Source organism: Streptomyces sp. NPDC001848 (assembly GCF_042891915.1).
Lineage (GTDB): Bacteria > Actinomycetota > Actinomycetes > Streptomycetales > Streptomycetaceae > Streptomyces.
In genome coordinates this window covers 1-22,113 of record NZ_JBIATP010000017.1, presented here as the reverse complement: position 1 = coordinate 22,113, position 22,113 = coordinate 1, and the positions used below count along the sequence as shown (strand labels likewise).

Below are 22,113 nucleotides of genomic sequence, written 5' to 3'. Positions count from 1 at the left end.
TGCTGATGAACCTGGACGACTCACGCACCGCCGGCATCCGGTACCTGATCCGCGACAGCGCCGGCTGTTTCACGGAGGGCTTCGACGCGGTCTTCACCGCCACCGGCGCCCGCGTGGTACCCATCCTGCCGGGGGTGCCCCGGATGAACGCGATCACCGAACGCTGGGTCGGATCCTGCCGCCGCGAAGCCACCGACCGGGTCCTGATCACCCGCGAGCGCCGCCTGCGCCTCGTCGTCGACGAGTATGCCGGCCACTACAACGAACATCGGCCTCACCGATCACTCGGACAGCGATGCCCCCACGGTGTCGACGCACCCGAACCACCCGCCGCCGATGGCCCATCGTATGTCATCCGGCGCGATCGCCTTGGCGGCTTCATCCACGAATACGCACAGGTCGCATAGGGTGACGGGATTATCGGCACGTACAGGCGTCCCGGCCCACCAGCTCACCCGCGGTTCAGGAGGGATGCAGTCTGACCTGCACTTCGCCGGTTTCACGGTCGGCCTGCACCGCATGTCCGGTCTGCGCGAGGATTGCCGTGCGTGCGTGCCGCAGAGCCGAGCGCATGCCTTCCAGGTCCGCATGCCCTATGGGGGCGAGCCCGCTGACGGGTTCCCAGGTCACTACCACCGTGTCTTCCTCGCGGCGCAGCCGCAGCCCGTGCTGGTCCCTGTCCGGCGGGGCCGGGTCGAAGCCGGCACGCTCCAGTGTCCGGCGCACGTCGGCCAGCAGCACGTCCTCGTCGTCAGCGCCCATACCGGGACCGAATTCGGCGGTCACGAGTCAGCGGTGCGCTGCCGGTGAGGCGGCATCCCGCATCACCTGCTCGCGCAGCTTGGAGCAGCAGCGGCTGATCAGGCGGGAGACGTGCATCTGCGAGATACCGAGGTGCTCGGCGATGCTGCTCTGGGTCATGTCCTGGAAGAAGCGCATGTACAGGATGGCGCGTTCGCGCTCCGGGAGGGCCTGGATGCGGGGCTTGACCGCCTCGCGGTCCACGACGGTGTCGAGCGCGGGGTCGGGCGAGCCGAGCGAGTCGCCGAGCGAGTAGCCGTCCTCGCTGCCGGGCAGTTCGGCGTCCAGGGACAGCGCGGTGAAGCTTTCCAGGGCCTCGAGGCCGGCCAGGACGTCCTCCTCGCTCATGTTGGCGTGCTCGGCGATCTCGGCGACGGTGGGCCTGCGGCCCGAGACCGTCTGGGAGAGGTTCTGGACGGCGAAGCGGACGCGGTTGCGCAGGTTCTGGACGCGGCGCGGCACGTGCAGGGTCCACATGTGGTCGCGGAAGTGCCGCTTGATCTCGCCGGTGATGGTGGGGACGGCATAGCTCTCGAAGGCGTGCCCGCGCTCGGGGTCGTAGCGGTCCACGGCCTTGACCAGGCCGAGGAAGGCGATCTGACGCAGGTCGTCCAGGTTCTCTCCGCGGTTGCGGAAGCGTCCCGCGAGCCGTTCGGCCATGGGCAGCCAGGCCTCGACGATCTCGTCGCGCAGCGTGTCACGCGCGGGGCCCGCAGGGAGTGAGGTGAGCCTGCGGAAGGCCTGCGTGGTGTCGGGGGCGTCGTCGTGGGGGTGGTTCACGCTTGCTCGGGTCTGCATGGTGCGTCGCAACTCCCTTGCTGGTGCTGTGCTGGGTGCCTTGGGTGGGGCGGTCACCGTGGGAGGGGCGTGGCGGGTGCGACAGGGCACACCGTGGCGTGATGCACCACTCCCACGGATGTGCCTGCTGTCCGAAGCACTGAGTCGCGCCTGCCCGGGCGCATGCACCGCAAACGCCGGTCCTGGGAAGGTCCAGGGGCGATGCCCTCTCACGCTCCCCCCTCCACCCGCTCCTCGCACTACAAAAACCGTCAACCCCGCACGGGTTGATCCCCTCTCCGCCTCCAGGAATCAGCGAAGGGTGCGGCTCTTCTTCTTGAAGCCAGTCGCTCACTACCCCGGCCTTCGGGGGCCCGGCACCAGGGTGAGATGCCTCGGGATCGGCGTAAACTGGCTCAGGGCGCGATGCGTCGTCGCCTGATCTGACCCGCCGTGGGCCCGAGGAGGTGAACGGGGATGAGTTCCTGCAGCAGCAGTCCCAGCTCCCATCCCGTTGCACCCGGGGCGCCCGGCGGGAACCGTACCGCCCTCTGACGACCCGCCTCGACACGGTGCGCTGGCAGCCGTCATGCCTGCCTCCGGTCCGCCTGCGGGTGCCCGTCAGGTGCAGGTGCATATGACGATGACGCTGCCCTGTATCCGCTGCCCGTGACGGCCGAGTGGGGGCTGCGGATGGTGCTGCGGGCCGACCACGCAGGACTGATCAACAGCTGCGTCCTCTGGGAGGCTGAGGGTGAACGAGCAGCGGTGGGAAGAGGAACGCCTCGCTGTACGCCGGGCGGCGCAACGACTGACCGAGGACGCCGGCGCCTTGACGGCGGCTTCCGCGGAGGCCGCCGAGGTGGGGCTGGCCACACGCGCGGAGGAACTACGGCGCGCGGTGCTCGCAGCCTGGAGTGCCGGTGTGGCGCCCGAGGTCCTGGCCTTGGACGCCGGTGTGGAGGTCGACGTGATCTACGGCTGGGTCGGTGGCGGCGGTATGAATCCTGGCTCGTAACCGTGACAAGCCCTCGTTCCGGCTCGGAGTGGCGCGTCTGCGGCGTCTGGCCCGGCGTCATCTCCCACCCGCCGTCGCGATCCGCGAGGCAGGTGCCACACCACGCCGGTCCCTCGCCCGCGTCCCTGCCTGCGGCACGCTGGGCGAAGAGAGCAAGCAGTCCGCGGACGGGCAGGTGGGTCTCTCCTGGATGGCGGAGAGCGCCGTCCATGTGGAGGGTGTAGCGGGTGCGCCGTCCGTCGCGCCCGCGGCTGAGGTAGCCGGCCTGTTCGAGGTCGGTGACGATGCTCTGGGCGGAGCGTTCAGTGATGTGGCAGGCCGCGGTGATGTCGTGGAGGCGCAGGTCAGGAGCGCGTGCGATGACCAGCAGCACGCGGGCGTGATGGGTGAGGAAGGTCCATCCTCTGGTCTTCGGCTCCACCGGGGGCCACAGCGTATTGACCGACACCCCGCGGTCCGGGCCTGCGCCGGTCTGCTCTGCGACCGCGTCGGTCACCTCGTCATCGGCGCCGCCGAGGGGGTGCCATCAGGCAGCTGCACTTGAACGGCCAAGGACCCCGGCAGGTATGTCGGGGTCCTTGTGTAGTGCTGTGCGCGTACTGGTTGCGGCCCAGCGCGAGGCGGCGGCACGGACCTGTGAGGGGTGCCTGGTCCGCTGGTCGGTCGGCGTCGGGGGCCGCACCCGGCGTCCTTGTCAGGCTCATGGCTTCGACTGCGGCCGGCCGCCTTGGGCGCGCAGTTGCTCGTTGATGCGCTGAGCTTCTTCGAGCTGGTCTTCGAGGATGACGATGCGGCAGGCGGCCTCTATGGCGGTGCCCTGGTCGACGAGTTCGCGGGCACGGGCGGCGATGCGCAGCTGGTAGCGGGAGTAGCGGCGGTGGCCGCCTTCGGAGCGCAAGGGAGTGATCAGGCCGTGTTCGCCGAGGGCGCGGAGGAAGGCGGGCGTGGTGCCGAGCATCTCGGCGGCCCGGCCCATGGTGTAGGCGGGGTAGTCGTCGTCGTCGAGGATATCGGCGGGCCGGGTACTACGAGGGGGCATAGACCTCTTCTTTCGGGGGATGCGTCGGGGGGCCCGGGTGCCGTATTGGCACCCGGGCCCCGAGCTTTCAACACCATCTACCGGCCGACTGCGTCGGCCTTCTTTGTCCGCAGGTTCCGCCTGGGAGGGCTGGACTGCGGGGATCGCGGATGCGTGACCGGGGACCACCTTCCAATCCGGGGCCTTGCGGTACCCGGGCGGACTGCTTCCTCGCCCGGGCGATCCTGATGGCGTTCTGCTCCTTACCTTCGGTTACTCGGTTGTACTGCTGGATAACGCGGGTACTGCTCGCGGCCCCTTCGGGTCGCGTCCTGCTCGACCTGCATGCACGGCAGTTCCTGTCTGCCGTGCCCACTTCGACTTCCTGGGTACAGGAGAAACGGTAGCCCTGCGAATGACCAATGTCTACCTCAGTCATGACAGATTTCCTCCGTGGTTCGGGTGGGGAACTCTGCCTCAAATACACCTGAAAGGGTGCCCAGCAGGTTGGGGCTTCAGGCTTGGCTGTCTTGATGGGCTCTGGCCGACATCGTCGACGAGCGGCCCGGCCACCACCAGCTACTCGTCCGCCGCGCGTCAACGAGCTGGTCGAGGCCACGGACGAGAAGGTGCTGACCAAGACCATCGCACGCTACGTCCGAGTCGATCTTCTCTGTATTGATGGGCTGGGCTGTACGCCACGAGGCGTTGATGGATCTCGCGGGATGAGAGGCCCGCCGCCGGTCCTCGCAGGGACCGGTTGAAGCTGGAGGCAGGCTGAGCTCCGGGTTGGTGGTGAGGCCGGAAGCAACCTCGACAACGTAGGGGCGGACCGACATCACCAGACGGTTCGTGCCCGCTCGCGCCGGGGACGAGATGTCGGGACCGGCGCTGATGCGATCTTCACCACCGGCGCCAGCTTGAAAATCACCGGATTCGCCCTGGGGGCGGGCCTGGAAGGGACCAGGTCGCGACGGGTCCGGCAACCGCCGCGCCTTGGCTCTCGCAGCGAGCCTGGCGGTCCTCGCCGCACTGCCCCTTCGTAGTCCTGCCCCGCCGCTGGAAAGTCCAGCGCACGATCGGCTGGTGCATGAACGCCCGCCGCAACGCACGCGACTACGAACGCCTTCCCCAGCACTTCGAAAGCCCACCTGAACTGGGCACTCATCACCATGATGACCCGGCGCCTCACCCGCAAAAACCCCCGCACCAGCCAGTGGACCAAGAAGCCTCCAGTGCCCGCGCCTGATCAACCCGAGAACGCACGGTCCTCGGACGGATTGGCAGATGCCGACGGGACAACGAAGAAACCGGGCCGGCTGCTTCGGTGAGCATGGACCTGGGGGCGAAGCAGGGCTTCGGCGTAGTCGGAGGGTGTTCGGTTCGTGACGGTTCGTTGGGTAGTGGGGCTGGAAGGGGTCAGGCACGGCCCCAAGATCATGGAGTTCTCGACGCCCCGTGACCTGCCTGGAAGACCGTGCCCGCCGACGCATCATCCCCGATCCCGCCCGCCCTTGACCAACTCCGCGAGCAGCCCGAGGCGGCTGCCGGGGAGGTGCCCGGCCTGTTGGAGCGGCTGGCCCAGGTACCGGACCCGCGCGATCCACGCGGCGTGCGGCACGCGCTGGCCGTCGTCCTCGCCCTGACGGCGTGTGCGGTGCTGGCCGGGGCGACCTCGCTGCTGGCGGTCGGTGAGTGGATCACGGACGCACCGCCGCACGTGCTGGACCGGCTCGGCATGCGACCCGATCCGGTGCTGCCGCGGCGGCTGGTCCCCGCCGAGTCGACGGTCCGCCGGCTGCTGACCCGCAGCGACGGCGACTCCCTGGACCGAGCGGTAGGCGGCTGGCTCGCCGACCACCGGCCCGCTGGCTCTGGGCTGCGCGGACTGTCAGTGGACGGCAAGAGCCTGCGCGGCGCGGCCAAAGCCCGGGGCCGGAAGATCCACCTGCTCGCCGCCGTGGAGCACACCACAGGCCTGGTCCTGGCCCAACTCGACGTCGGCGAGAAGACCGGCGAGACCACCCGCTTCCAGCCGCTGCTGGACCACGTCGCCGACCTCGCCGGGATGGTGGTCACCAGCGACGCGCTGCACACCCAGCGCGAGCACGCCGCCTACCTCCTCGGCCGCCGGGCCCACTACATCGCGATCGTCAAGGACAACCAGAAGAAGTTGCGCAAACAGCTCAAATCCCTTCCCTGGAGGGACATCCCGCTCCAGGGACGCACCCGTGGCACCGGACATGGCCGCTCCGCGACCCGCCGGATCAAGGTCGCCACTGTCAACAACCTGCTCTTCCCCGGTGCCCGGCAGGCAGTCCAGATCAAGCGCCGCCGCACAGACCGGAAGACCGGCAGGGCCACCGTCACGACCATCTACGCGGTCACCAGCCTGACCGCTGAACAGGCAACTCCGGCCCGGCTCGTGCAACTGATCCGGGACCACTGGAAGATCGAGGCACTGCACCACGTCCGCGACACCACCTTCGCCGAGGACGCCTCCCAACTACGGACCAACAATGCTCCCCGTGCTATGGCGACCTGGCGCAACCTCGCCGTCGGAGCCCTGCGGCTGAGCGGCGCCAGGAACATCGCCGCAGGCCTCCGCCGCAACGCGCGCGACGCCCGGCAACCCCTCGCCCTCCTCGGCCTCGCATGATCACAAACCGACGTCACCCGACCATGCCAAAATCCGATGGACCGTCAGGTCGCAGGCAGGCGATTCCGCCTCCAACGGTCGACTATCCGGAGACCCGTCGGAGCAGATGGTCACAGAGCACTCCCGGACTGCTGGAGAGCACGCAGAGCTCTGTCGCATGGTCCGTCCGCACGATCCCCAGACCGCTCTCCTGGTGGACGTCCAAGGAACGTGGTGACCCGGCCGGGACGAGCTCCATACCTTCTCTGGTCGGGTCGAGCGTCCAAGTACCGGTAGCACTCGTCCTCCCGGCGCTCCTGTCCGCCATATTGAAGACAACATCGGGGAGGGTAGTCGCTGTGAACCGGCCGTCGGAATCGAGTCGTATCCGCGCGGAACCACCTTGTTCCTGCCAGGTGCCGACCACGGCAGCACGCGAGGAGACCGCCTGGAACTGCACTTCGCTGTCCCTGATCTCGGCGATCGCCCATGCCGCGGCGCCGGCGAGGACGCCGGAAGCGATCAGCACAGTCGCCACACGCCTGCGCGGCCGTCGTGGTTTACGACTCGTCTCGCCCATGTCGCCACCTGATCCATCTCTTCACCGAAGACGACATACTGCCATCCCAGAGGACAACGCGCCCTGTGCGATGGCCACCCGGCGCAACCTCGCCGTCGGCGCGACGAAGCTGACGGACGTCACCAACATCGCGGCTGCGACGCAATGCCCGTGCCCCAACGGCCCCCGCGCTCCTCGGCCTCGGCTGATCACACACCGGACGTTATCCACTACGCCGAAGCCCTGGGGGCGAGGGGAGGCGCCAGGACTCCGGTGAGTGCCTGTGCATCCGGAGAGCAGAGGCCCTCGCCCTGGGACAGGATCTGATCCGCAGCGGGCGCGCGGACGTGGTCGTCGCAGGTGGGGTGGAGGCATGCGTGCATCCCTTCACCATCGCGGCATTCGCCCAGATGAAGGCCCTGTCGACGCAGTCGGCGGACCCGGAGACCGTGTCGCGCCCGTTCGATGTCAAGCGGTCCGGGTTCGTTATGAGCGAGGGCGCGGGGATGATGGTGCTCGAACGCGCCGAGTTCGCCCGGGCCTGAGGAGCACGTGCCTACGGCACGCTCGCCGGCAGTGCCGTGAGTTCGAGCGCGAACCACATCACGGCCTCCGACTCGGAAGGCCAGGCCTTCGCCATGGAACTGGCGCTGCGCGACGCGGGCCTGGCCCCGGCGGACATTGGGGTCGTGCACGCCCACGCCACCTCGACGGAGTCCGGTGACCTGGCGGAGGCCGAGGCGATCGGCCGAGTGATCGGCAGCCACGCGGTGACGGCGACGAAGTCGATGACAGGTCACATGATGGGAGCCTCCGGAACGGTGGGCGCCATGGCCGTTCTGTTCGCGCTCAAGGACGGCACGGTGCCGGCCACGCGCAACCTCGACGTACTCGACCCGCGGGTGGAACTGGACGTGGTGCGCGGTGAGCGGCGCACCGGTCAGTGGTCCGCTGCGCTGGCCAACTCGTTCGGGTTCGGCGGACACAACGTCAGTCTCGTCTTCACCAAGTGACGGCCAGATCTCGACCGTCACGCTGGACGGCATGGGCCGCTCAGGCCCGGTTGTCGCCCCCTCGTGATGCCGGCTGCGCTGCCCGCCCCACTCGAAGTATTGCGGCGTGCGCAGGATCGCCGGCATGACACCGCGAGCAGTTCGGGTGAACACAAAGGCTCTTGGTGACCCGGCGGTCGGCCGGTTCTGGGCGGAGGCGCTCGGCTGGGGTGTGCCCAACGAGGGATCCGGCAGGACCGCCGTTCAACCCGTCGGTTTCGGGCAGGCTTCGCCGCTGACTCGCAAGGCCCCGTCCCCGGGCCAGTTGACGTCGGCCGGGAGGCCCGGTGGAGTCCGAAGGCGCCACCGGGCCTTCCGTGTCCGTGGTCACGCGTCGAGTGTCTTCTTCAGCGCGGCCAGCCCCTCGGTGTAGATGCCGTGGAACAGGGCGATCGCTTCCTCATCGCTTGTACCTGCCGGTGTGAAGGTGCCGGACCACTCCACACGGCTCTGCCCGTCGGCCATTTCGTGCACGGTGAGGGTGGAGCGGTAGCCGATGACAGGGAACGGGGCCTGGAGAATGGAGTAGCTGTACGTACGCGCCTGATGGTCGAACGCTTCGAGGCGTTCGACGATGACGCCGCCCTCCTCGTTCGTGAGGGTGCGGACGCGGCCGCCCTCGCCGAGCTCGCTCTTGGGGATGTAGGGCAGCCAGTCGGGCAGGGAGTCGAAGCCGCCGATCAGCTGCCAGACGCGCTCGGCGGGCACGGGAATGTCGATGGTTGCGGTCGTGGTTGCCACGGTCGTCTCCTGAAAGGGTGGGGTGGAGGTCAGGCGCTGGGTACGGGGGCGTCCTGAGCGATCAGCCCTTCCGTGCGCAGAGCCGTCCAGAAGGCAGTCGGTACCATCTCGCCGAGTGCGGCGACGTCCTCGGCGATGCGGCTCGGCCGGGAGGCGCCGGGGATGGCCGCGGCGACCGCGGGGTGAGCAAGCGAGAACTGCAGTGCTGCGGCCTTGATGCCGACGCCGTACTGCTCTGCGAGGGCCTTGATGCGCTCCACCTTGGCGATGACCTGGACCGGGGCCTTCTGGTACTCGAAGTGCTGTCCTCCGGCCAGGACGCCGGAGCTGTACGGCCCGCCGACGACGATGTCGACGCTTTGATCCTTCGCGGCCGGCAGCAGCCGCTGCAGGGCCCGCTCATGGTCGAGCAGTGTGTAGCGGCCGGCGAGGAGGAACGCGTCCGGCTTGGGCTCGTCGAGGTCCAGCGTCAGTTCCAGGGGCTCGACCCGGTTGACACCGAGGCCCCAGGCCTTGATGACGCCTTCGTCGCGCAGCCTCTGCAGAACCCGGAACGCGCCGGTGCGGGCCGTCTCGTAGGCGGCGAGCCACTCGTCGCCGTAGAAGTCCTGTGCGACGTCGTGCACCCACACGATGTCGAGGCGGTCCGTCCTCAGCCGCTTGAGGCTGTCCTCGATGGAGCGCAGCGTGGCGTCGGCCGAGTAGTCATTGACGATCTTGTTGGGGCGTCCGTGCTCGAACAGTCCGCCCTTCTCGCCGAGGTCGCGGGCGGACGGGTCCTCGATCTCGTCGAGGATGACGCGGCCGACCTTCGTGCTGAGGACGAACTCGTCGCGGGGGCGGTCTGCCAGCGCTTCTCCCAGCCGGATCTCGGCCAGGCCCGCGCCGTAGAAGGGTGCGGTGTCGAAGTAGCGGATGCCGTTGTTCCAGGCAGCATCCACGGTGGCCGCGGCCTCCTCGTCGGGTATGGCCCGGAACATGTTGCCCAGCGGCGCGGTGCCGAAGCCCAGGCGGCCGGGCAGGAAGGACTTGATGGACATAGTGAAGATCCTTGCTGTGCGAACGGCGACGGATGTGTTCTTCGCGCCTTTTGCGCGGCCCGTCGGCCTGACGCGTTCGAGGCTAGGATCTAGACTTGAGACTGTCCAAGACTTACTTGGACACACTTGAGTCCTTCGAGGTCTTACATGCTTGACCTGCGGCAACTCCGCTACTTCGTCGCCGTCGCCGAGACGGAGCACGTCGGCCAGGCCGCCGAGCGGCTGCACATCTCCCAGTCACCGCTCAGCCGGCAGATCGCTCAGCTCGAGAAGAACCTCGGCCTCACCCTGTTCGAACGCGGCCAGCAAAGAATCCGGCTCACCCGGGACGGCCAGGTCTTCCTGGCCGAAGCCCGCGCACTGCTGCGGCACGCGGACCGCCTGGAGAACCTGGGCCGCCGGCTGGGCCGCGGAGAAGAGGGCGGCCTGTGCATCGGCTACGTTGCCGACGCCATGCACACCGGCATCCTGCCCGGCGCACTTCGCGCCCTGCACAGCGAACGCCCCGGCGTCCACATCGCTCTGTACAACCTTCCACCGGCCGAGCAGTTCGAAGGCCTGCGGCAGCGCAGCCTCGACATCGCGCTCGTCCATGAACCTCCGTCCACGGATGACCCTGACCTGCTGGCCGCGCCCCTGTTCGAGGACCCGCTGCTGCTCGTTCTGCCCGCGGGGCATCCACTGGCCGACCAGGAAGAGGTGACCCCCGGGGACCTCGACGGTCAGCCGTGGATCGCCGTCGAGAACGCCCAGGACCCCGCCTGGCGCGACACGTTCGTCGCCGCCTGCACGGCAGCCGGCTTCACGCCCGACATCCGCCTCAACGCCGCCGAGCCACTGACCGCGCTCGGTCTGGTCGCCTCCGGGCTCGGACTCGCACTCGTGCAGAAGAGCATGGTCCGCGCCACCACCGAGGACGTCGCGGTGCGCGAGCTCCCCTGGCACCACACGTGCGTCCAGCTGTGGGCCGCATGGCACCGAGTCGACCTGCGGCCCCTGGTGGCATCCTTCCGCGCCACCGTCCTCGGCACCACCGGCACAAACCGGATCACTGCGCAGCAGTGATCGCCCCCGGCCTCGACAGGCGCGGACTTCCGGCCGCGACAACGGTGAGGAACAGCCACCCCGATACGGGAGCCGACGGCGCAGGCGGACGACACCACTCAGGTGCCCGATGCCGGCCCCGGCCGGCTGCCGCTTGCCGTCCCCCTGCGAGACGCTGCCGACCTGCCCCGATCCGTGGGCAAGGCGAGCACCGTGAAGAGCCGAGGGCGGGCACGCGCGATTCGGGCGGGAATACGGAATAACTTGCTGGCGCTTTCTATAGGCGACAGCGGTTTATTTCAGCGGTGGCCTACCCTGAATTCTCCCGCCGCGCACAGAAGGAGGCCTCACCCATATGACCGCCACGGACCCGGCACTCACCGCCCTCGCCCAAGGCTGGTGCGCCCTCTCCCTGCTCCACGGGAGGATCGAGGCCCACATCGAACGCGCTCTGCAGGCCAAGCACGACCTGAGTGTGCGCGAGTACTCACTGCTCGACGTCCTCAGCCGCCAGCACGACGGGGAGGGCGGACACCTGCAGATGAAGCAGGTCGCCGACGCCGTCGTCCTCAGCCAGAGCGCCACCACCCGCCTGGTCACCCGCCTCGAGGACCGCGGACTGCTGGAGCGTTACCTGTGCCCCACCGACCGGCGCGGCATCTACACCGACGTCACCGCGGCCGGCCTCAAGCTCCTGGCCGAGGCGCGCCCGACCAACGATGCCGCGCTGCGCGAGGCGCTCGACCAAGCGGCCAAGTCTCCCGAACTGGTTCCGCTGGTGGAGGTCATGCAGTCGACGAGCCCGGTGCCCGCACGCTAGGGGGTGTCTCCATGCCGGGCTCGCGGTGCCCGGTGCCTGATCCGGCCCGATCGATGAGACACCCCTAGGAAGTGCCGTCCAGACCTTCCAGGAAGCGCTCCCACCGCGCGCGGATTTCTTCAAGGGGAACACTCGAAGGCGGTACGCCCGTGCCGTCGCGCCGGGGCAGGCTGAGCACGATCGCAGGTCTGGCCGTGTAGATGCACGGCACCACCTACACCAACAACGGGGCCGACCACACCGGCCTGGGGACGGCCTTGTCGAAGCGGCCGTTCGCGACGGCCGCGACGGCCGGCGAGCTGGTCGGTGCGTTCGGGGATGGTCGCCTTGATGCCGCGGCGTCCGAGATGGGCGCGGAAGGCGCGGGCCGAGTAGCCCTTGTCGGCCACCACCCGCCCGGGCCGGATGCGGGGCCGTCCCGGCCCGGCCGCATGATGCGGATCTTGCCGATGGCTGCTTCAGCCTCGGTGCAGTCGTTGCGGGTGCCGCCGGTGGCCAGGAACGCCAGCGGGCGGCCCCGCCGTCACAGGCCAGGTGGATCCAGCTGGTCAGCCCGCCGCGGGAGCATCCGAGCCCACGCTCCTCGAGCCCCCTTTGGCAGCAGTGTGCTGCTGGGCCGCATCGGTCGTGGAGTCCAGCGTGACCAGCCAGTCCGCCTCCGCCTGTCCCTGGGCCGCGGCCAGGAGCCGGCCGGAGGTGCCGTCGGCAGACCGCGGGCGAACCGTCCGTGCACTGTCTGCGGGGCCCGAATCGCTCCGGCAGGTCCCTCCAGGGCACACCGGTGCGGTACTTGAAGTCGTCCCTGCGGTAGCGCGGGGACGACTGCGCGGTTGTCCTTGCAAGGTGCATCCGTGGCGGGGATCCTGTGCCGGAGGCCGCGCGGGACCCTTGCCTCAGGCAGCGGCCTCAGCCGGCGCCTTCGCGTCAGCCGCCGGCCGTCAGGGTGTAGCGGACGGTCTGGGCCCGGATGAGCCCGTCTCGGAAGACGAACGTGTCGACGCCGTCGTCCACACGGCGCCCGCTCGGGCTGGCTGCCGACCATTCGAGGAACATCACGTCGCCGGCGAACTGCGGCTTCAGCTCCCAGGTGGCGTCCGGGAGGTCTGCCAGCAACTCGGCGATTGCCTGCTTGACTCCTTGACGGCCGTGCAGAACGCCGGACGGTGTGATGAACACGGCGTCCTCAGCGTAGTTGGCGGCGACGTGGTCAAGGTCTCCCGTACCCAGTCGTGCGCCGTGATCGGCGAACACTTCCTGCGGACTGCGGCGGTTGGCCGTGGGAGGTGTGGTCATGGTGAGCTCCTTCTCACAGGACCGGCGACATCGGCCCTGTTCCAGTTGGGGTGACTGAGTGACATCGCAACGCGGGAAGGCTGCCGGCGATACCGCATCGCCCGCAGCGCACCCGGGTCGGGTCAGTGCTCTGCGAGCGACAGAACGATCTTTCCGCGGGTGTGACCGCTCTGGCTGATCCGCCAGGCTTCCGCTGCGTCGCGGAGGGGCAGGACATGGTCAAGGTGGACGGCCAGTCGGCCGTCGTCGGCCAAGTCGGCCAGCGCTTGGAGGTCGGTCCGGTCCGGCCGGACCCAGACGTAGTGCCCGCCCTTGGCAGCGGCTCCCGCATCGGCGATGGAGGCCAGTCTGCCCGGCTCGCCGAGAAGCTCGAGCGAGACGTCCACCGCGTCACCTCCGGCGAAGTCCACGACGGCGTCGATCCCCTGTGGGGCCTGCTCACGAACGCGGTCGGCGAGGCCGGCCCCGTAGGTCACAGGGACGGCCCCCAGGGCGCGGACGAAATCGTGGTTGCGCTCACTCGCCGTCGCGATGACCCGCGCTCCGAGTGCGGCGGCGATCTGGACACCGAACGAGCCGACACCCCCGGCCGCACCGTGCATGAGAACCGTCTCGTGCGCCTGGAGGCCGATGCGCTGGATGGCCTGGTAGGCGGTCAGTCCCGCGAGGGGAACGCCCGCCGACTCCTCCCAGGTGAGCGCGGCAGGCTTGCGGGCCAGCAGGCGCACGTGCGCAGAGACCAGTTCGGCATAGGCGCCGAACTGAGCCGAGTCCTTGCGGATGTAACCGAAGACCCCGTCCCCTGGGGCGAACTCGCTGACGTCGAAGCCCACTTGCTCAACGACGCCGGCGACATCCCAGCCGGGGATCAGCGGGAAGCCGGTCTCCATGACGGCGTCGAGCCGTCCTTCGGCGAGCTTCCAGTCCACCGGGTTGACCCCGGCCGCCTTCACCCGCACGAGGACTTCGCCGGGCGCCACCTTCGGGTCCGGCAGGTCTGTCCACCGCAGGTCCTCAGGACGACCGTACCGGCGCAGTGCCATGGCTTTCATGGACGGACGCGCTCCTTTCAGGCGGCGGCAGCAACTCGGATGGGCAGCGACTGCAGGGCCCGGACCAGCGGCTCGAGCCTGACGTCCTGGGCCGTCTCCGCAAGTGCTGCGCGCAGAGCGGTGTCGTGGGCAGGACGGGCCGCCTGAAGGAGCTCCAGACCGGCGTCGGTGACGTCGGTGTAGATCCCCCGGCGGTCGGTGGGGCACAGATAGCGGGACAGCAGTCCGCGGTCCTCGAGGCGGGTGACCAGGCGGGTGGTGGCGCTCTGGCTGAGGGCGACGCTGTCGGCGACCTGCTTCATCTGCAGGTGTCCACCGACTCCGTCGTGCTGGCGGCTGAGGACGTCGAGCAGCGAGTACTCCCGGGCGCTCAGGCCGTGTCCGGTCTGCAGAGCCCTTTCGAGATGAGCCTCGATCTTGCCGTGAAGCAGAGAAAGAGCGCACCAGCCCTGGGCCAGGGCGCAGAGCGCTGGGTCGGTGACGGTCACAGGAGTCCCCTTCGTCGGGCGGGCCAGGCCCGCACCATCAATACTTGCATGCGATGGCAGATGCAATGTGCGTCAACCCATGTTTGCATCTATACCGCGTCTGCAACTATTGTGGTCGAACGTAAGCGTCTAACGCAATCGCTTGGAAGGTATCTCCCCCATGCCTCTCGCGCTCCTGGCCCTGGCCATCGGGGCCTTCGGGATCGGCACCACCGAATTCGTGATCATGGGCGTCCTGCCCCAGGTCGCAGACGACTTCGGGGTCACCATCCCGACGGCCGGCTGGCTGGTCTCCGGCTACGCGCTCGGCGTCGTCATCGGCGCCCCGCTGCTCACCGGGCTGGGCACCAAGGTGTCCCGCAAGAAGATGCTCATGTTCCTCATGGGCCTGTTCATCGTGGGCAATGCCCTCTCGGCCTTCGCGCCCGGCTTCAGCGTCATGCTGATCGGCCGGATCATCGCCTCGCTCGCCCACGGCGCGTTCTTCGGCATCGGCTCCGTGGTCGCCGCCGACCTGGTGGCCCCCGAGAAGAAGGCCTCCGCCATCTCCCTGATGTTCATGGGCCTGACCGTCGCCAACATCGTCGGCGTCCCCGGCGGCACCTACATCGGGCAGGCCCTCGGCTGGCGTGTCACCTTCGCCGTCGTCGCCGCCCTCGGCATCATCGGCCTCCTCGGCGTGGCCAAGCTCGTCCCCGAGATGGGCAAGCCCGAGACCGACAGCCTACGCAACGAGTTCGCCGCCTTCCGCAACGTGCAGGTCTGGCTCGCCATGGCGATGACCGTCCTCGGCTACGGCGGTGTGTTCGCCGCGATCACGTACATCACCCCGATGATGACCGAGGTCGCCGGCTACTCCGAGGGCGCCGTCACCTGGCTGCTGGTGCTGTTCGGGGTCGGCATGTTCCTCGGCAACCTGCTGGGTGGCAAGTTCGCCGACCGCGCCCTGATGCCCATGCTCTTCACCACGCTCGGTGCCCTGGCGCTGGCCCTGCTGCTGTTCACGGCGACCGCCCACGACAAGGTCCTCGCAGCGATCACCCTCACCCTGATCGGTGCGCTCGGCTTCGCGACCGTGCCGCCCCTGCAGAAGTGGGTCCTCGACCAGGCCTCGGCCGCCCCGACCCTGGCCTCCGCCGCCAACATCGGCGCCTTCAACCTCGGCAACGCCCTCGCCGCCTGGCTCGGCGGCGTGGTGATCGCAGCCGGCCTCGGCTACACCTCACCGAACTGGGTCGGCGCCCTGCTCTCCGGCACCGCCCTGCTGCTGTCCTTCCTCGCCGCGTTCCTCGACCGCCGTAGGCGCCGGGCCTCCGGCAACGTCGCGGCCGGCTCCGCGCAGGTCCAGCAGAGCGGCGTCCTCCTCGAGCACTGACCCCCAGGGCCGCGCCCGGCCCGAACAAGCCCGCACCCCACCGACCAAGGAGACAACCCGCCATGAGCACCCCCACGGCCGCCTCTGCAGCCCCGCTGACCACCCAGGACGCCGAAGTCCTGATCACGTCCGCCCGTCGCGCCGCCGAGGCGGCCGGGGTCACCGTCAGCGTCACCGTTCTCGACGCGGGCGGCCACCTTCTCGCCTTCCGGCGCGACGACCGCGCCGTGCTGATCTCCGGCGAGACCAGCACCCGCAAGGCCTACACCGCCCTGCAGCTGAACGCCCCGACCGCCGACCTCGTCGACCTGGTCAAGCCCGACGGCCCGTTCCACAGCCTGCCCACCGCCCTCGACCGGCCGCTCCTGTTCATCGCAGGCGGCCTGCCGATCCACCGCGACGACCGCCTCATCGGCGCCATCGGCGTCGGCGGCGGCAGCCCCGAACAGGACCACGCCTTCGCCACCACGGCACTGACCACCCTCGCCTGAGGACGTCTCACTGTCAGCGCCCCCTGCAGCACGCCGGGCACCGGCCCGGCCGGCAAAGCAGGCGCAGCAGCCCAGGGCGTGCCCCCGGCCCGCGAGACCGGCCAACGGGCACCGCAGGCAAACGGGCCCACCCTGTTCGCACCGCCCATCACCACGCAAGGAGTCTGCGCGTATGAACGCCTCCATCCCCACCGTCACGCTCAACAACGGCGTCGAGATCCCCCAGCTCGGCTTCGGTGTCTTCCAGGTCCCCGACGCGGAGACGACCGCCGCCGTCACAGCCGCCCTGGAGGCCGGCTACCGCTCCATCGACACCGCCGCGATCTACGGCAATGAATCCGGTGTCGGCAAGGCCCTCGCCGGCTCCGGCATCGCCCGGGACGACCTGTTCATCACCACCAAGCTGTGGAACGCCGACCAGGGCTACGACGCCACGCTGAAGGCCTTCGACGCCAGCCTCGCCAAGCTGGGGCTGGACTACGTCGACCTCTACCTCATCCACTGGCCCACACCGGCCCGCGACCTGTACCCGGAGTCGTGGAAGGCCCTCGAGAAGCTGGCTGCCGACGGCCGGATCAGGGCCGCGGGCGTCTCCAACTTCCAGCCGGCGCATCTGAAGCGTCTGCTGGACGGCGCCGCCCTGGTGCCGGCCGTCAACCAGATCGAGCTGCACCCCGGCCTGCAGCAGAACGAGCTGCGCGCCGTGCACGCCGACCTCGGCATCGCCACGGAGGCGTGGAGTCCGCTGGCGCAGGGTGCCGTCCTGGGCGACGACGCGATCACCACCATCGCCGCGCAGCACGGCAAGTCGCCCGCGCAGGTCGTCCTGCGCTGGCACCTGCAACTCGGCAACATCGTCATCCCCAAGTCGGTCACCCCGGCCCGCATCCGGGAGAACATCGACGTCTTCGACTTCGCCCTGTCGGAGCAGGAGATGGCCGCGATCGCCGCGCTCGACCGCGGTCTGCGCACCGGCCCGGACCCCGACACCTTCAACTGAGGTCCAGCCCTCGGCTTACGGCCGTCCCGGACACCCGCCCCCTCGGCCCGGCGCGGGCGGACCATCCCTTCCCGCCCGCGCCGGCGTCCTCTCCCCCGTTCTTCCCCGCGCCCGCCTTCCTCCGCTCCCCTGCCTCCGCCCGCCAGAAACGCCCACCTCTGCCGGCCAGAAAGGTGCCTCCCCCGTGTCCGACGCCCCGCACACCGCCCTGGACCGCCTCGTCAACCCGCACGGTCGCCTCACCCTCGGCCTCGAGCTCCCGCTGGACAACGACTGGGGCAGCACCCGACTGCGCGCCGACCGCATGGCCGGCCGCCCCTTCGGCGTCCCCGACCTCACCGAGCACGCCCGCCTGGCCCGCCTCGCCGACGACCTCGGCTTCGCCGCACTGTGGGTACGGGATGTGCCCCTGTACGACCCGCAGCAGTTCGGCGACGCCGGATCCGTCTTCGAGACCTTCACCCACCTCGGCCACCTCGCCGCCGTCACCCGACGGACCGTGCTCGGCACCGCCGCGGTGGTCCTGCCGCTGCGCCGGCCGCTGCTCGTCGCCAAGGCGGCAGCCACCGTGGATGTGCTCTCCGGCGGCCGGTTCGTCCTCGGCCTGGCCGGCGGAGACCGGCCGGTCGAGTACCCCCTGTTCGGCGAGGACTTCCAGGCCCGCGGCGCCACCTTCCGCCAAAGCGTCGACATACTCCGCACCGCCTGGACCACTCACCCACCTGAGCAGGGCATGAGCCTGCCCGCATGGGGCCTGCACGGCGACCGTGGCCTGGACGTCCTGCCCAAGCCCACCGGTGCGACCATCCCGCTGGCCATCGCCGGACACGCCCAGCAGTCCACCGAATGGATCGCGCAGAACGCCGACGCCTCCCTCAACTACCCGCGCCCGCTCGGCGCGCTGCGGCTGAAGATCCGCGAATGGCAGCAGCTGACCGCGGACGGCCCCAAACCGTACCTGACGCCCATGCAGTTGGACCTCACCGCGGACCCGGACACCCCGGCCACGGCGATCCGCCTCGGCCTGCGCACCGGTCGCCGCGCCCTCGTCGACCATCTGACGAAGATGAGCGAACTCGGCGTCGCCCACGTGTCCTTCAACCTCCGGCCTGGCGACCGCCCCGTCGACGAGGTCCTCCACGAGCTCGCCCAGGAAGTCCTCCCCCATTTCCCCACCATCGCGCCCGCCGCAGCGGACAGCCGCAGCACGGCAACGGCGTGACGAACGCAGCAGCGGTGTGCCCCGACCGGTTCCCCGGGCCACCCGCTGCGCACACGCCTCGTGTGCCGGTTGTTCACTCGCCCCACGCAGCGTCCACGATCGAAGGTGGGGACGGAGGTGCGGCGGGTGAGCAACTGACGGTCCGACAGCTCATGTCCCGGCACCAGGGCGTCCAGGCCCACGGCGAACAGGCCGGCGGGGACGTCGGGCTGCACGCCCAGCAGTTGCTCCGGTGCGAGACAACCCGGCGTGTCCGGCACGTGGTCGGGCGCCGGGTGGCCGCTCGCCTGCCGTGCCGCGCCGCCCGCTGCGGCTGCGCGGGCGCGTGCGGGAAACCCGCGGCGCGGCTAGGAACCGTCTGCGTGGACCGCGTAGACGCCCCGCTTGCCGACGTACTCGCTGAGGTTCCAGATGACGGACTCGCTGTAGGCCCAGCCGGACGCGCCACTGCTGTGGTAGCTGAGATCCTCGCAGCCGATGGCCAGGTCACAGACGGTGGTCGCGGTCGAGTCGCCGGAGTTGAAGGTGCGCAGCGAGCCCTTCGTGGACGGGCCGGCGCTCGTCGCGAGGTAGTGCTTGCTGTTGCGCGACACCACTCCCTGAATCTTCTGCTGGGCGATGGTGACGGCTTCCGACGCGGTGAGAGAGGCGATCTGCCGGTCGGTGTGGTCGAGGTTCCAGCGGACCACCCACGGTGTGTCCGTTCTGCGAGTTTGCGGACGTGGGCGGCGTCTTCGGCCGTCGCCGGACTTCGCGCGCCGCCCGGTCAGCGGCCCGCGGGTGGCCACGGGCCTTGCGGGCTCAGTGTCCTCAAGCCGTCGGGCGACGGCCGGTGCGGATGGCGTTCGCGTCCCGGCCGGTCGCGCAGGCGCGACGTGGCGTGGACGGACCTGAGCGGTTCTGCGGTGGTGGCGCCGCCTGTGCCACGGCCGCCCGGGCGGTTCCACCGTTGCGGCCGGGTGCCGACGGCCGGTTCGACGGGGTGGACCGGGGTGGGCCGACCGGGAGGGGAGAAGCAGAACCCAACGCCGCGGACCGTGACGATCCACCGGTGGTCGTCCCCCAACTTCCGCCGCAGGCTGGCGACATGGGTGTCCACCGTGCGGCTGCGCCGGTTGCGGGCCTCGCCCCACACCTGGAGCATGATCTGGTCCCGGGAGACGACGGTCCCCGCGTGCGACACCAGAAGATGCAGAAGGTCGAACTCCTTCTCCGTGAGCGCGAGGCAACGCTCACCGACACGGGCCTCCCGGGCGACCACGTCGATGCTCACCGGCGAACCGTCGCGGCCGGGTTGCACGCCGCCGGGCCGTGCGGTGCGTGACCGGCGCGTGACCGCTTCGATGCGGGCGAGCAACTCCCGGAAGCCGTAGGGCTTGTCCAGACAGTCGTCCGCGCCCGCACGCAGGGCGCGGACACGGGTGGCCTCCGTGCCGTCGGCGCTGACCGCCACAACGGGCACGCCGGCGCCGGTTCGGATGTCGTGGCACAGGCGCACACCCAGCACGTCCGGAACGCCGAGGTCCAGCAACACGACGTCGGCCCGCGGGCAGGAGCGCAGCGCCTCGGTTCCCGTGGTGACGTGGTCCACCTCGAACCCCTGCCGCCGCAGACCTTTGGTCAGGCACTGGGCCAGCTGGTGGTCGCTTTCGACGAGCAGTACGCGCACGACCTTCACCCTCCGATCGGCGGTCCGGAACCGGTGAGAACTGGGACAGAGAAAAAGCCTTCGGTTTCCCGGCGGTCGCGCATCGGGTTGCCGACGCCCTATCCCTCGGGGCGAAAAGGTATAGGGAGAGGCTCCTGAGTGCAGGCCTCCTTGCATTCCCCTAACAATCCCTTGTCGCCGTTTTCCGGGTTTTGCAGTCCTCTGAAGAAGCTTTGCCCGTCCCTTTCGCAGCCTTGACGCCGTGACCTGCGCCGGTGACGCTTCTGAAGCGCCGGTCGACTTCTCTCACCGCCATACCGGGAATTCACCGGGCGTTGCCCGAGGGATTCCCTGATCCGTGTGGCCCGTCCCACAGGGGCCGTGGCCGTCCGGAGTGCATTACGGAGCAGAGGAAGCATCCTGAGATGACATCCACAGCGTTCGTCTTCCCCGGCCAGGGCTCGCAGCGCGTCGGCATGGGCGCCGACTTCGTGCAGCGGCGTCCCGACCTGGTGGAGACCTACTACGGCCCCGCCGACGACCTGCTGGGCTTTCCGCTGTCCCGGGTGTGCCACGAAGGGCCGGCCGAGGCCCTGCGGGACACCGCGGTCACACAGCCGGCGGTCTTCCTGACCAGCATCGTCGTCCTGGACGTGCTGCGCGCCCACGACATCGTGCCCGACGTCGTGGCCGGACACAGCCTGGGCGAGTACGCGGCCGCCGTGTGCGCCGGCGTGCTGTCCTGGCAGGACGCCCTGCGTCTGGTGCGGCTGCGCGGACGACTGACGGCCGAGGTCAACGAGCGGGTCCCGGGGGCCATGACGGCCGTGGTGGGCCTGGACGTGTCCACTGTCCGGGCCTTGTGCGCCCGGGCGGTCGCCGAGACGGGCCAGGTGGTGGAGATGGCCAACGACAACGAACCCGCGCAGAGCGTGGTCTCGGGGCAGACGGCGGCCGTCCGGGCGGTGGCCGAGGCGGCGAAAGAGGCGGGCGCCCGGCGTGTCGTGCCGCTCGCGGTGGGCGCGCCGTTCCACTGCTCGCTCATGAGGGACATCGAGGACGAGTTCGCCGAGGCGCTGGCCGCGGTCGACTTCCGTGCCCCTTCGGTGCCCATGGTCTCCAGCGTCACCGCCGCCCCGGTGACCACCGCTGAGGACGTCGCCTCCGCCCTGCGCAGGCAGCTGTCGGCGCCCGTGCAGTGGACCGGTACGGTGCGCACGCTGGCCGGCCGGGGGGTGCGGCGGTATGTCGAGGTGGGACCGGGGCGCGTGCTGAGCGGTCTGTGCCGCAGGACGGATCCGGCCGCCCTCACCTTCACCACCGGAACCGTCGACCAACTCGCCGCCGCGGTGGACGCCCTCGCCTTGGACGGCGCCGGAGCCGGCGCGACGGCGGCCCCCGTCTGACATCCGCGACATCCGCACGGCTCCGCCCCCTTCCGGGCACAGGCCCGTTGCCCGCAGGCCTGCGCCGCGGGCCCTGAGATGCCGTCCCCCCTGCTGCCCCCCACCCTGGACCTGCTCTCCTCCTGATCCGCCCACCTGCCCGGTGAGGCCCGCGCCCTGGCGGACGGGACGACCTCACGGTCTTTCTGGAGGTATTCGCGTCATGCTGCGCAAGGTGTTGATCGCCAACCGTGGCGAAATCGCTGTCCGCGTCGCCCGGGCCTGCCGGGACGCCGGGATCGCCAGCGTGGCCGTGTACGCCGATCCGGACCGGGACGCCGTGCACGTCCGCGCCGCGGACGAGGCGTTCGCCCTGGGCGGCGACACCCCGGCCACCAGCTACCTGGACATCGACAAGGTCCTGCAGGCCGCCAAGGACTCCGGCGCGGACGCCGTCCACCCCGGCTACGGCTTCCTCTCCGAGAACGCGGACTTCGCCCAGGCCGTGCTCGACGCCGGGCTGATCTGGATCGGCCCGCCGCCGCAGGCCATCCGTGACCTGGGTGACAAGGTCGCCGCCCGCCACATCGCCCAGCGCGCCGGCGCCCCCCTGGTCGCCGGCACCCCCGACCCCGTCTCCGGGGCCGAGGA

Annotated in this window: 23 protein-coding genes and 3 pseudogenes; 14 read left to right on the top strand and 12 right to left on the bottom strand. The window is 70.0% G+C overall.

What is annotated here, in order from left to right:
- The first annotated feature begins 5 nt into the window (after positions 1 to 5).
- Positions 6 to 407 (top strand): integrase core domain-containing protein, encoded by a 402-nt coding sequence (locus ACFYZJ_RS30400; protein WP_388573272.1) that lies wholly within the window; start codon positions 6 to 8, stop codon positions 405 to 407.
- A 55-nt stretch (positions 408 to 462) separates the two neighbouring features.
- Here ACFYZJ_RS30400 and ACFYZJ_RS30395 read toward each other — a convergent pair whose 3' ends face one another.
- Together ACFYZJ_RS30395 and ACFYZJ_RS30390 are read right to left on the bottom strand one after the other, a co-directional pair.
- Complete coding sequence (locus tag ACFYZJ_RS30395) at positions 463 to 786, bottom strand: hypothetical protein (RefSeq protein ID WP_388573270.1); 324 nt, start codon at positions 784 to 786, stop codon at positions 463 to 465.
- A 3-nt stretch (positions 787 to 789) separates the two neighbouring features.
- On the bottom strand, positions 790 to 1,599 hold the full coding sequence (locus ACFYZJ_RS30390) for an RNA polymerase sigma factor SigF (protein WP_388573268.1): 810 nt from the start codon (positions 1,597 to 1,599) through the stop codon (positions 790 to 792).
- 733 nt (positions 1,600 to 2,332) lie between these two features.
- Here ACFYZJ_RS30390 and ACFYZJ_RS30385 point away from each other — a divergent pair.
- Positions 2,333 to 2,596 (top strand): hypothetical protein, encoded by a 264-nt coding sequence (locus tag ACFYZJ_RS30385; protein WP_388573266.1) that lies wholly within the window; start codon positions 2,333 to 2,335, stop codon positions 2,594 to 2,596.
- A gap of 292 nt (positions 2,597 to 2,888) precedes the next feature.
- Here the strand turns inward: ACFYZJ_RS30385 and ACFYZJ_RS30380 are convergent.
- Both ACFYZJ_RS30380 and ACFYZJ_RS30375 read right to left on the bottom strand, forming a co-directional pair.
- Positions 2,889 to 2,969 (bottom strand): annotated as a pseudogene (locus tag ACFYZJ_RS30380) (hypothetical protein); the annotation flags it as partial.
- A gap of 327 nt (positions 2,970 to 3,296) precedes the next feature.
- On the bottom strand, positions 3,297 to 3,635 hold the full coding sequence (locus ACFYZJ_RS30375) for a MerR family transcriptional regulator (RefSeq protein WP_388573264.1): 339 nt from the start codon (positions 3,633 to 3,635) through the stop codon (positions 3,297 to 3,299).
- A 575-nt stretch (positions 3,636 to 4,210) separates the two neighbouring features.
- On the opposite strand from ACFYZJ_RS30375, the pseudogene ACFYZJ_RS30370 reads away from it, so the two are divergent.
- From ACFYZJ_RS30370 to ACFYZJ_RS30355, 4 genes and pseudogenes are all read left to right on the top strand, one after another.
- Positions 4,211 to 4,306, top strand: a pseudogene (locus tag ACFYZJ_RS30370) (AAA family ATPase); the annotation flags it as partial.
- Between the two features lie 785 nt (positions 4,307 to 5,091).
- Positions 5,092 to 6,273 carry an ISAs1 family transposase gene (locus ACFYZJ_RS30365; protein WP_388573262.1) on the top strand — a complete coding sequence of 394 codons (1,182 nt, stop codon included), beginning with the start codon at positions 5,092 to 5,094 and terminating at the stop codon, positions 6,271 to 6,273.
- Between the two features lie 885 nt (positions 6,274 to 7,158).
- On the top strand, positions 7,159 to 7,356 hold the full coding sequence (locus ACFYZJ_RS30360) for a beta-ketoacyl synthase N-terminal-like domain-containing protein (RefSeq protein WP_388573261.1): 198 nt from the start codon (positions 7,159 to 7,161) through the stop codon (positions 7,354 to 7,356).
- A 36-nt stretch (positions 7,357 to 7,392) separates the two neighbouring features.
- Positions 7,393 to 7,824 (top strand): hypothetical protein, encoded by a 432-nt coding sequence (locus ACFYZJ_RS30355; protein ID WP_388573259.1) that lies wholly within the window; start codon positions 7,393 to 7,395, stop codon positions 7,822 to 7,824.
- 366 nt (positions 7,825 to 8,190) lie between these two features.
- Here the strand turns inward: ACFYZJ_RS30355 and ACFYZJ_RS30350 are convergent, their stop codons facing one another.
- Together ACFYZJ_RS30350 and ACFYZJ_RS30345 are read right to left on the bottom strand one after the other, a co-directional pair.
- Complete coding sequence (locus ACFYZJ_RS30350) at positions 8,191 to 8,604, bottom strand: SRPBCC family protein (protein WP_388573257.1); 414 nt, start codon at positions 8,602 to 8,604, stop codon at positions 8,191 to 8,193.
- 29 nt (positions 8,605 to 8,633) lie between these two features.
- Positions 8,634 to 9,644 carry an aldo/keto reductase gene (locus ACFYZJ_RS30345; protein ID WP_388573255.1) on the bottom strand — a complete coding sequence of 337 codons (1,011 nt, stop codon included), beginning with the start codon at positions 9,642 to 9,644 and terminating at the stop codon, positions 8,634 to 8,636.
- Between the two features lie 147 nt (positions 9,645 to 9,791).
- Between ACFYZJ_RS30345 and ACFYZJ_RS30340 the strand changes: the two genes are divergently transcribed.
- Positions 9,792 to 10,709, top strand: coding sequence for a LysR family transcriptional regulator (locus ACFYZJ_RS30340; protein WP_388573253.1), 918 nt, complete (start codon positions 9,792 to 9,794; stop codon positions 10,707 to 10,709).
- A 334-nt stretch (positions 10,710 to 11,043) separates the two neighbouring features.
- Positions 11,044 to 11,508, top strand: a complete 465-nt coding sequence (locus ACFYZJ_RS30335; protein ID WP_388573251.1) for a MarR family winged helix-turn-helix transcriptional regulator — start codon at positions 11,044 to 11,046, stop codon at positions 11,506 to 11,508.
- Positions 11,509 to 11,759: 251 nt separating this feature from the next.
- Here ACFYZJ_RS30335 and ACFYZJ_RS30330 read toward each other — a convergent pair.
- The 4 genes and pseudogenes from ACFYZJ_RS30330 to ACFYZJ_RS30315 form a co-directional block, all read right to left on the bottom strand.
- Positions 11,760 to 12,303 (bottom strand): annotated as a pseudogene (locus ACFYZJ_RS30330) (IS5 family transposase); the annotation flags it as partial.
- 129 nt (positions 12,304 to 12,432) lie between these two features.
- Positions 12,433 to 12,801: a nuclear transport factor 2 family protein gene (locus ACFYZJ_RS30325; protein WP_388573249.1), complete on the bottom strand. Its 369-nt coding sequence runs from the start codon at positions 12,799 to 12,801 to the stop codon at positions 12,433 to 12,435.
- Between the two features lie 122 nt (positions 12,802 to 12,923).
- A complete protein-coding gene (locus tag ACFYZJ_RS30320; RefSeq protein ID WP_388573247.1) occupies positions 12,924 to 13,853 on the bottom strand; it encodes an NADP-dependent oxidoreductase in 930 nt (309 codons plus the stop codon).
- 17 nt (positions 13,854 to 13,870) lie between these two features.
- On the bottom strand, positions 13,871 to 14,341 hold the full coding sequence (locus tag ACFYZJ_RS30315) for a MarR family winged helix-turn-helix transcriptional regulator (protein ID WP_388573245.1): 471 nt from the start codon (positions 14,339 to 14,341) through the stop codon (positions 13,871 to 13,873).
- A 160-nt stretch (positions 14,342 to 14,501) separates the two neighbouring features.
- Here ACFYZJ_RS30315 and ACFYZJ_RS30310 point away from each other — a divergent pair, with 160 nt between their 5' ends.
- The 4 genes from ACFYZJ_RS30310 (at position 14,502) to ACFYZJ_RS30295 (ending at position 18,429) form a co-directional block, all read left to right on the top strand.
- Positions 14,502 to 15,716: an MFS transporter gene (locus tag ACFYZJ_RS30310; RefSeq protein WP_388573243.1), complete on the top strand. Its 1,215-nt coding sequence runs from the start codon at positions 14,502 to 14,504 to the stop codon at positions 15,714 to 15,716.
- A 62-nt stretch (positions 15,717 to 15,778) separates the two neighbouring features.
- The gene (locus ACFYZJ_RS30305) at positions 15,779 to 16,207 is read left to right on the top strand and encodes a heme-binding protein (RefSeq protein WP_388573241.1); all 429 of its coding nucleotides are present in this window, start codon (positions 15,779 to 15,781) and stop codon (positions 16,205 to 16,207) included.
- 172 nt (positions 16,208 to 16,379) lie between these two features.
- Positions 16,380 to 17,207 carry an aldo/keto reductase gene (locus ACFYZJ_RS30300; RefSeq protein ID WP_388573239.1) on the top strand — a complete coding sequence of 276 codons (828 nt, stop codon included), beginning with the start codon at positions 16,380 to 16,382 and terminating at the stop codon, positions 17,205 to 17,207.
- A 184-nt stretch (positions 17,208 to 17,391) separates the two neighbouring features.
- Positions 17,392 to 18,429 (top strand): LLM class oxidoreductase, encoded by a 1,038-nt coding sequence (locus ACFYZJ_RS30295; protein WP_388573237.1) that lies wholly within the window; start codon positions 17,392 to 17,394, stop codon positions 18,427 to 18,429.
- 347 nt (positions 18,430 to 18,776) lie between these two features.
- Here ACFYZJ_RS30295 and ACFYZJ_RS30290 read toward each other — a convergent pair whose 3' ends face one another.
- Complete coding sequence (locus ACFYZJ_RS30290) at positions 18,777 to 19,118, bottom strand: hypothetical protein (RefSeq protein ID WP_388573235.1); 342 nt, start codon at positions 19,116 to 19,118, stop codon at positions 18,777 to 18,779.
- A 77-nt stretch (positions 19,119 to 19,195) separates the two neighbouring features.
- Positions 19,196 to 20,098: a response regulator transcription factor gene (locus ACFYZJ_RS30285; RefSeq protein WP_388573233.1), complete on the bottom strand. Its 903-nt coding sequence runs from the start codon at positions 20,096 to 20,098 to the stop codon at positions 19,196 to 19,198.
- A gap of 404 nt (positions 20,099 to 20,502) precedes the next feature.
- Here ACFYZJ_RS30285 and fabD point away from each other — a divergent pair, with 404 nt between their 5' ends.
- Together fabD and ACFYZJ_RS30275 are read left to right on the top strand one after the other, a co-directional pair.
- Positions 20,503 to 21,483, top strand: a complete 981-nt coding sequence (fabD, locus tag ACFYZJ_RS30280; protein ID WP_388573231.1) for an ACP S-malonyltransferase — start codon at positions 20,503 to 20,505, stop codon at positions 21,481 to 21,483.
- A gap of 205 nt (positions 21,484 to 21,688) precedes the next feature.
- A partial coding sequence (locus ACFYZJ_RS30275; protein WP_388573229.1) for a biotin carboxylase N-terminal domain-containing protein occupies positions 21,689 to 22,113 on the top strand: 425 nt, incomplete at its 3' end.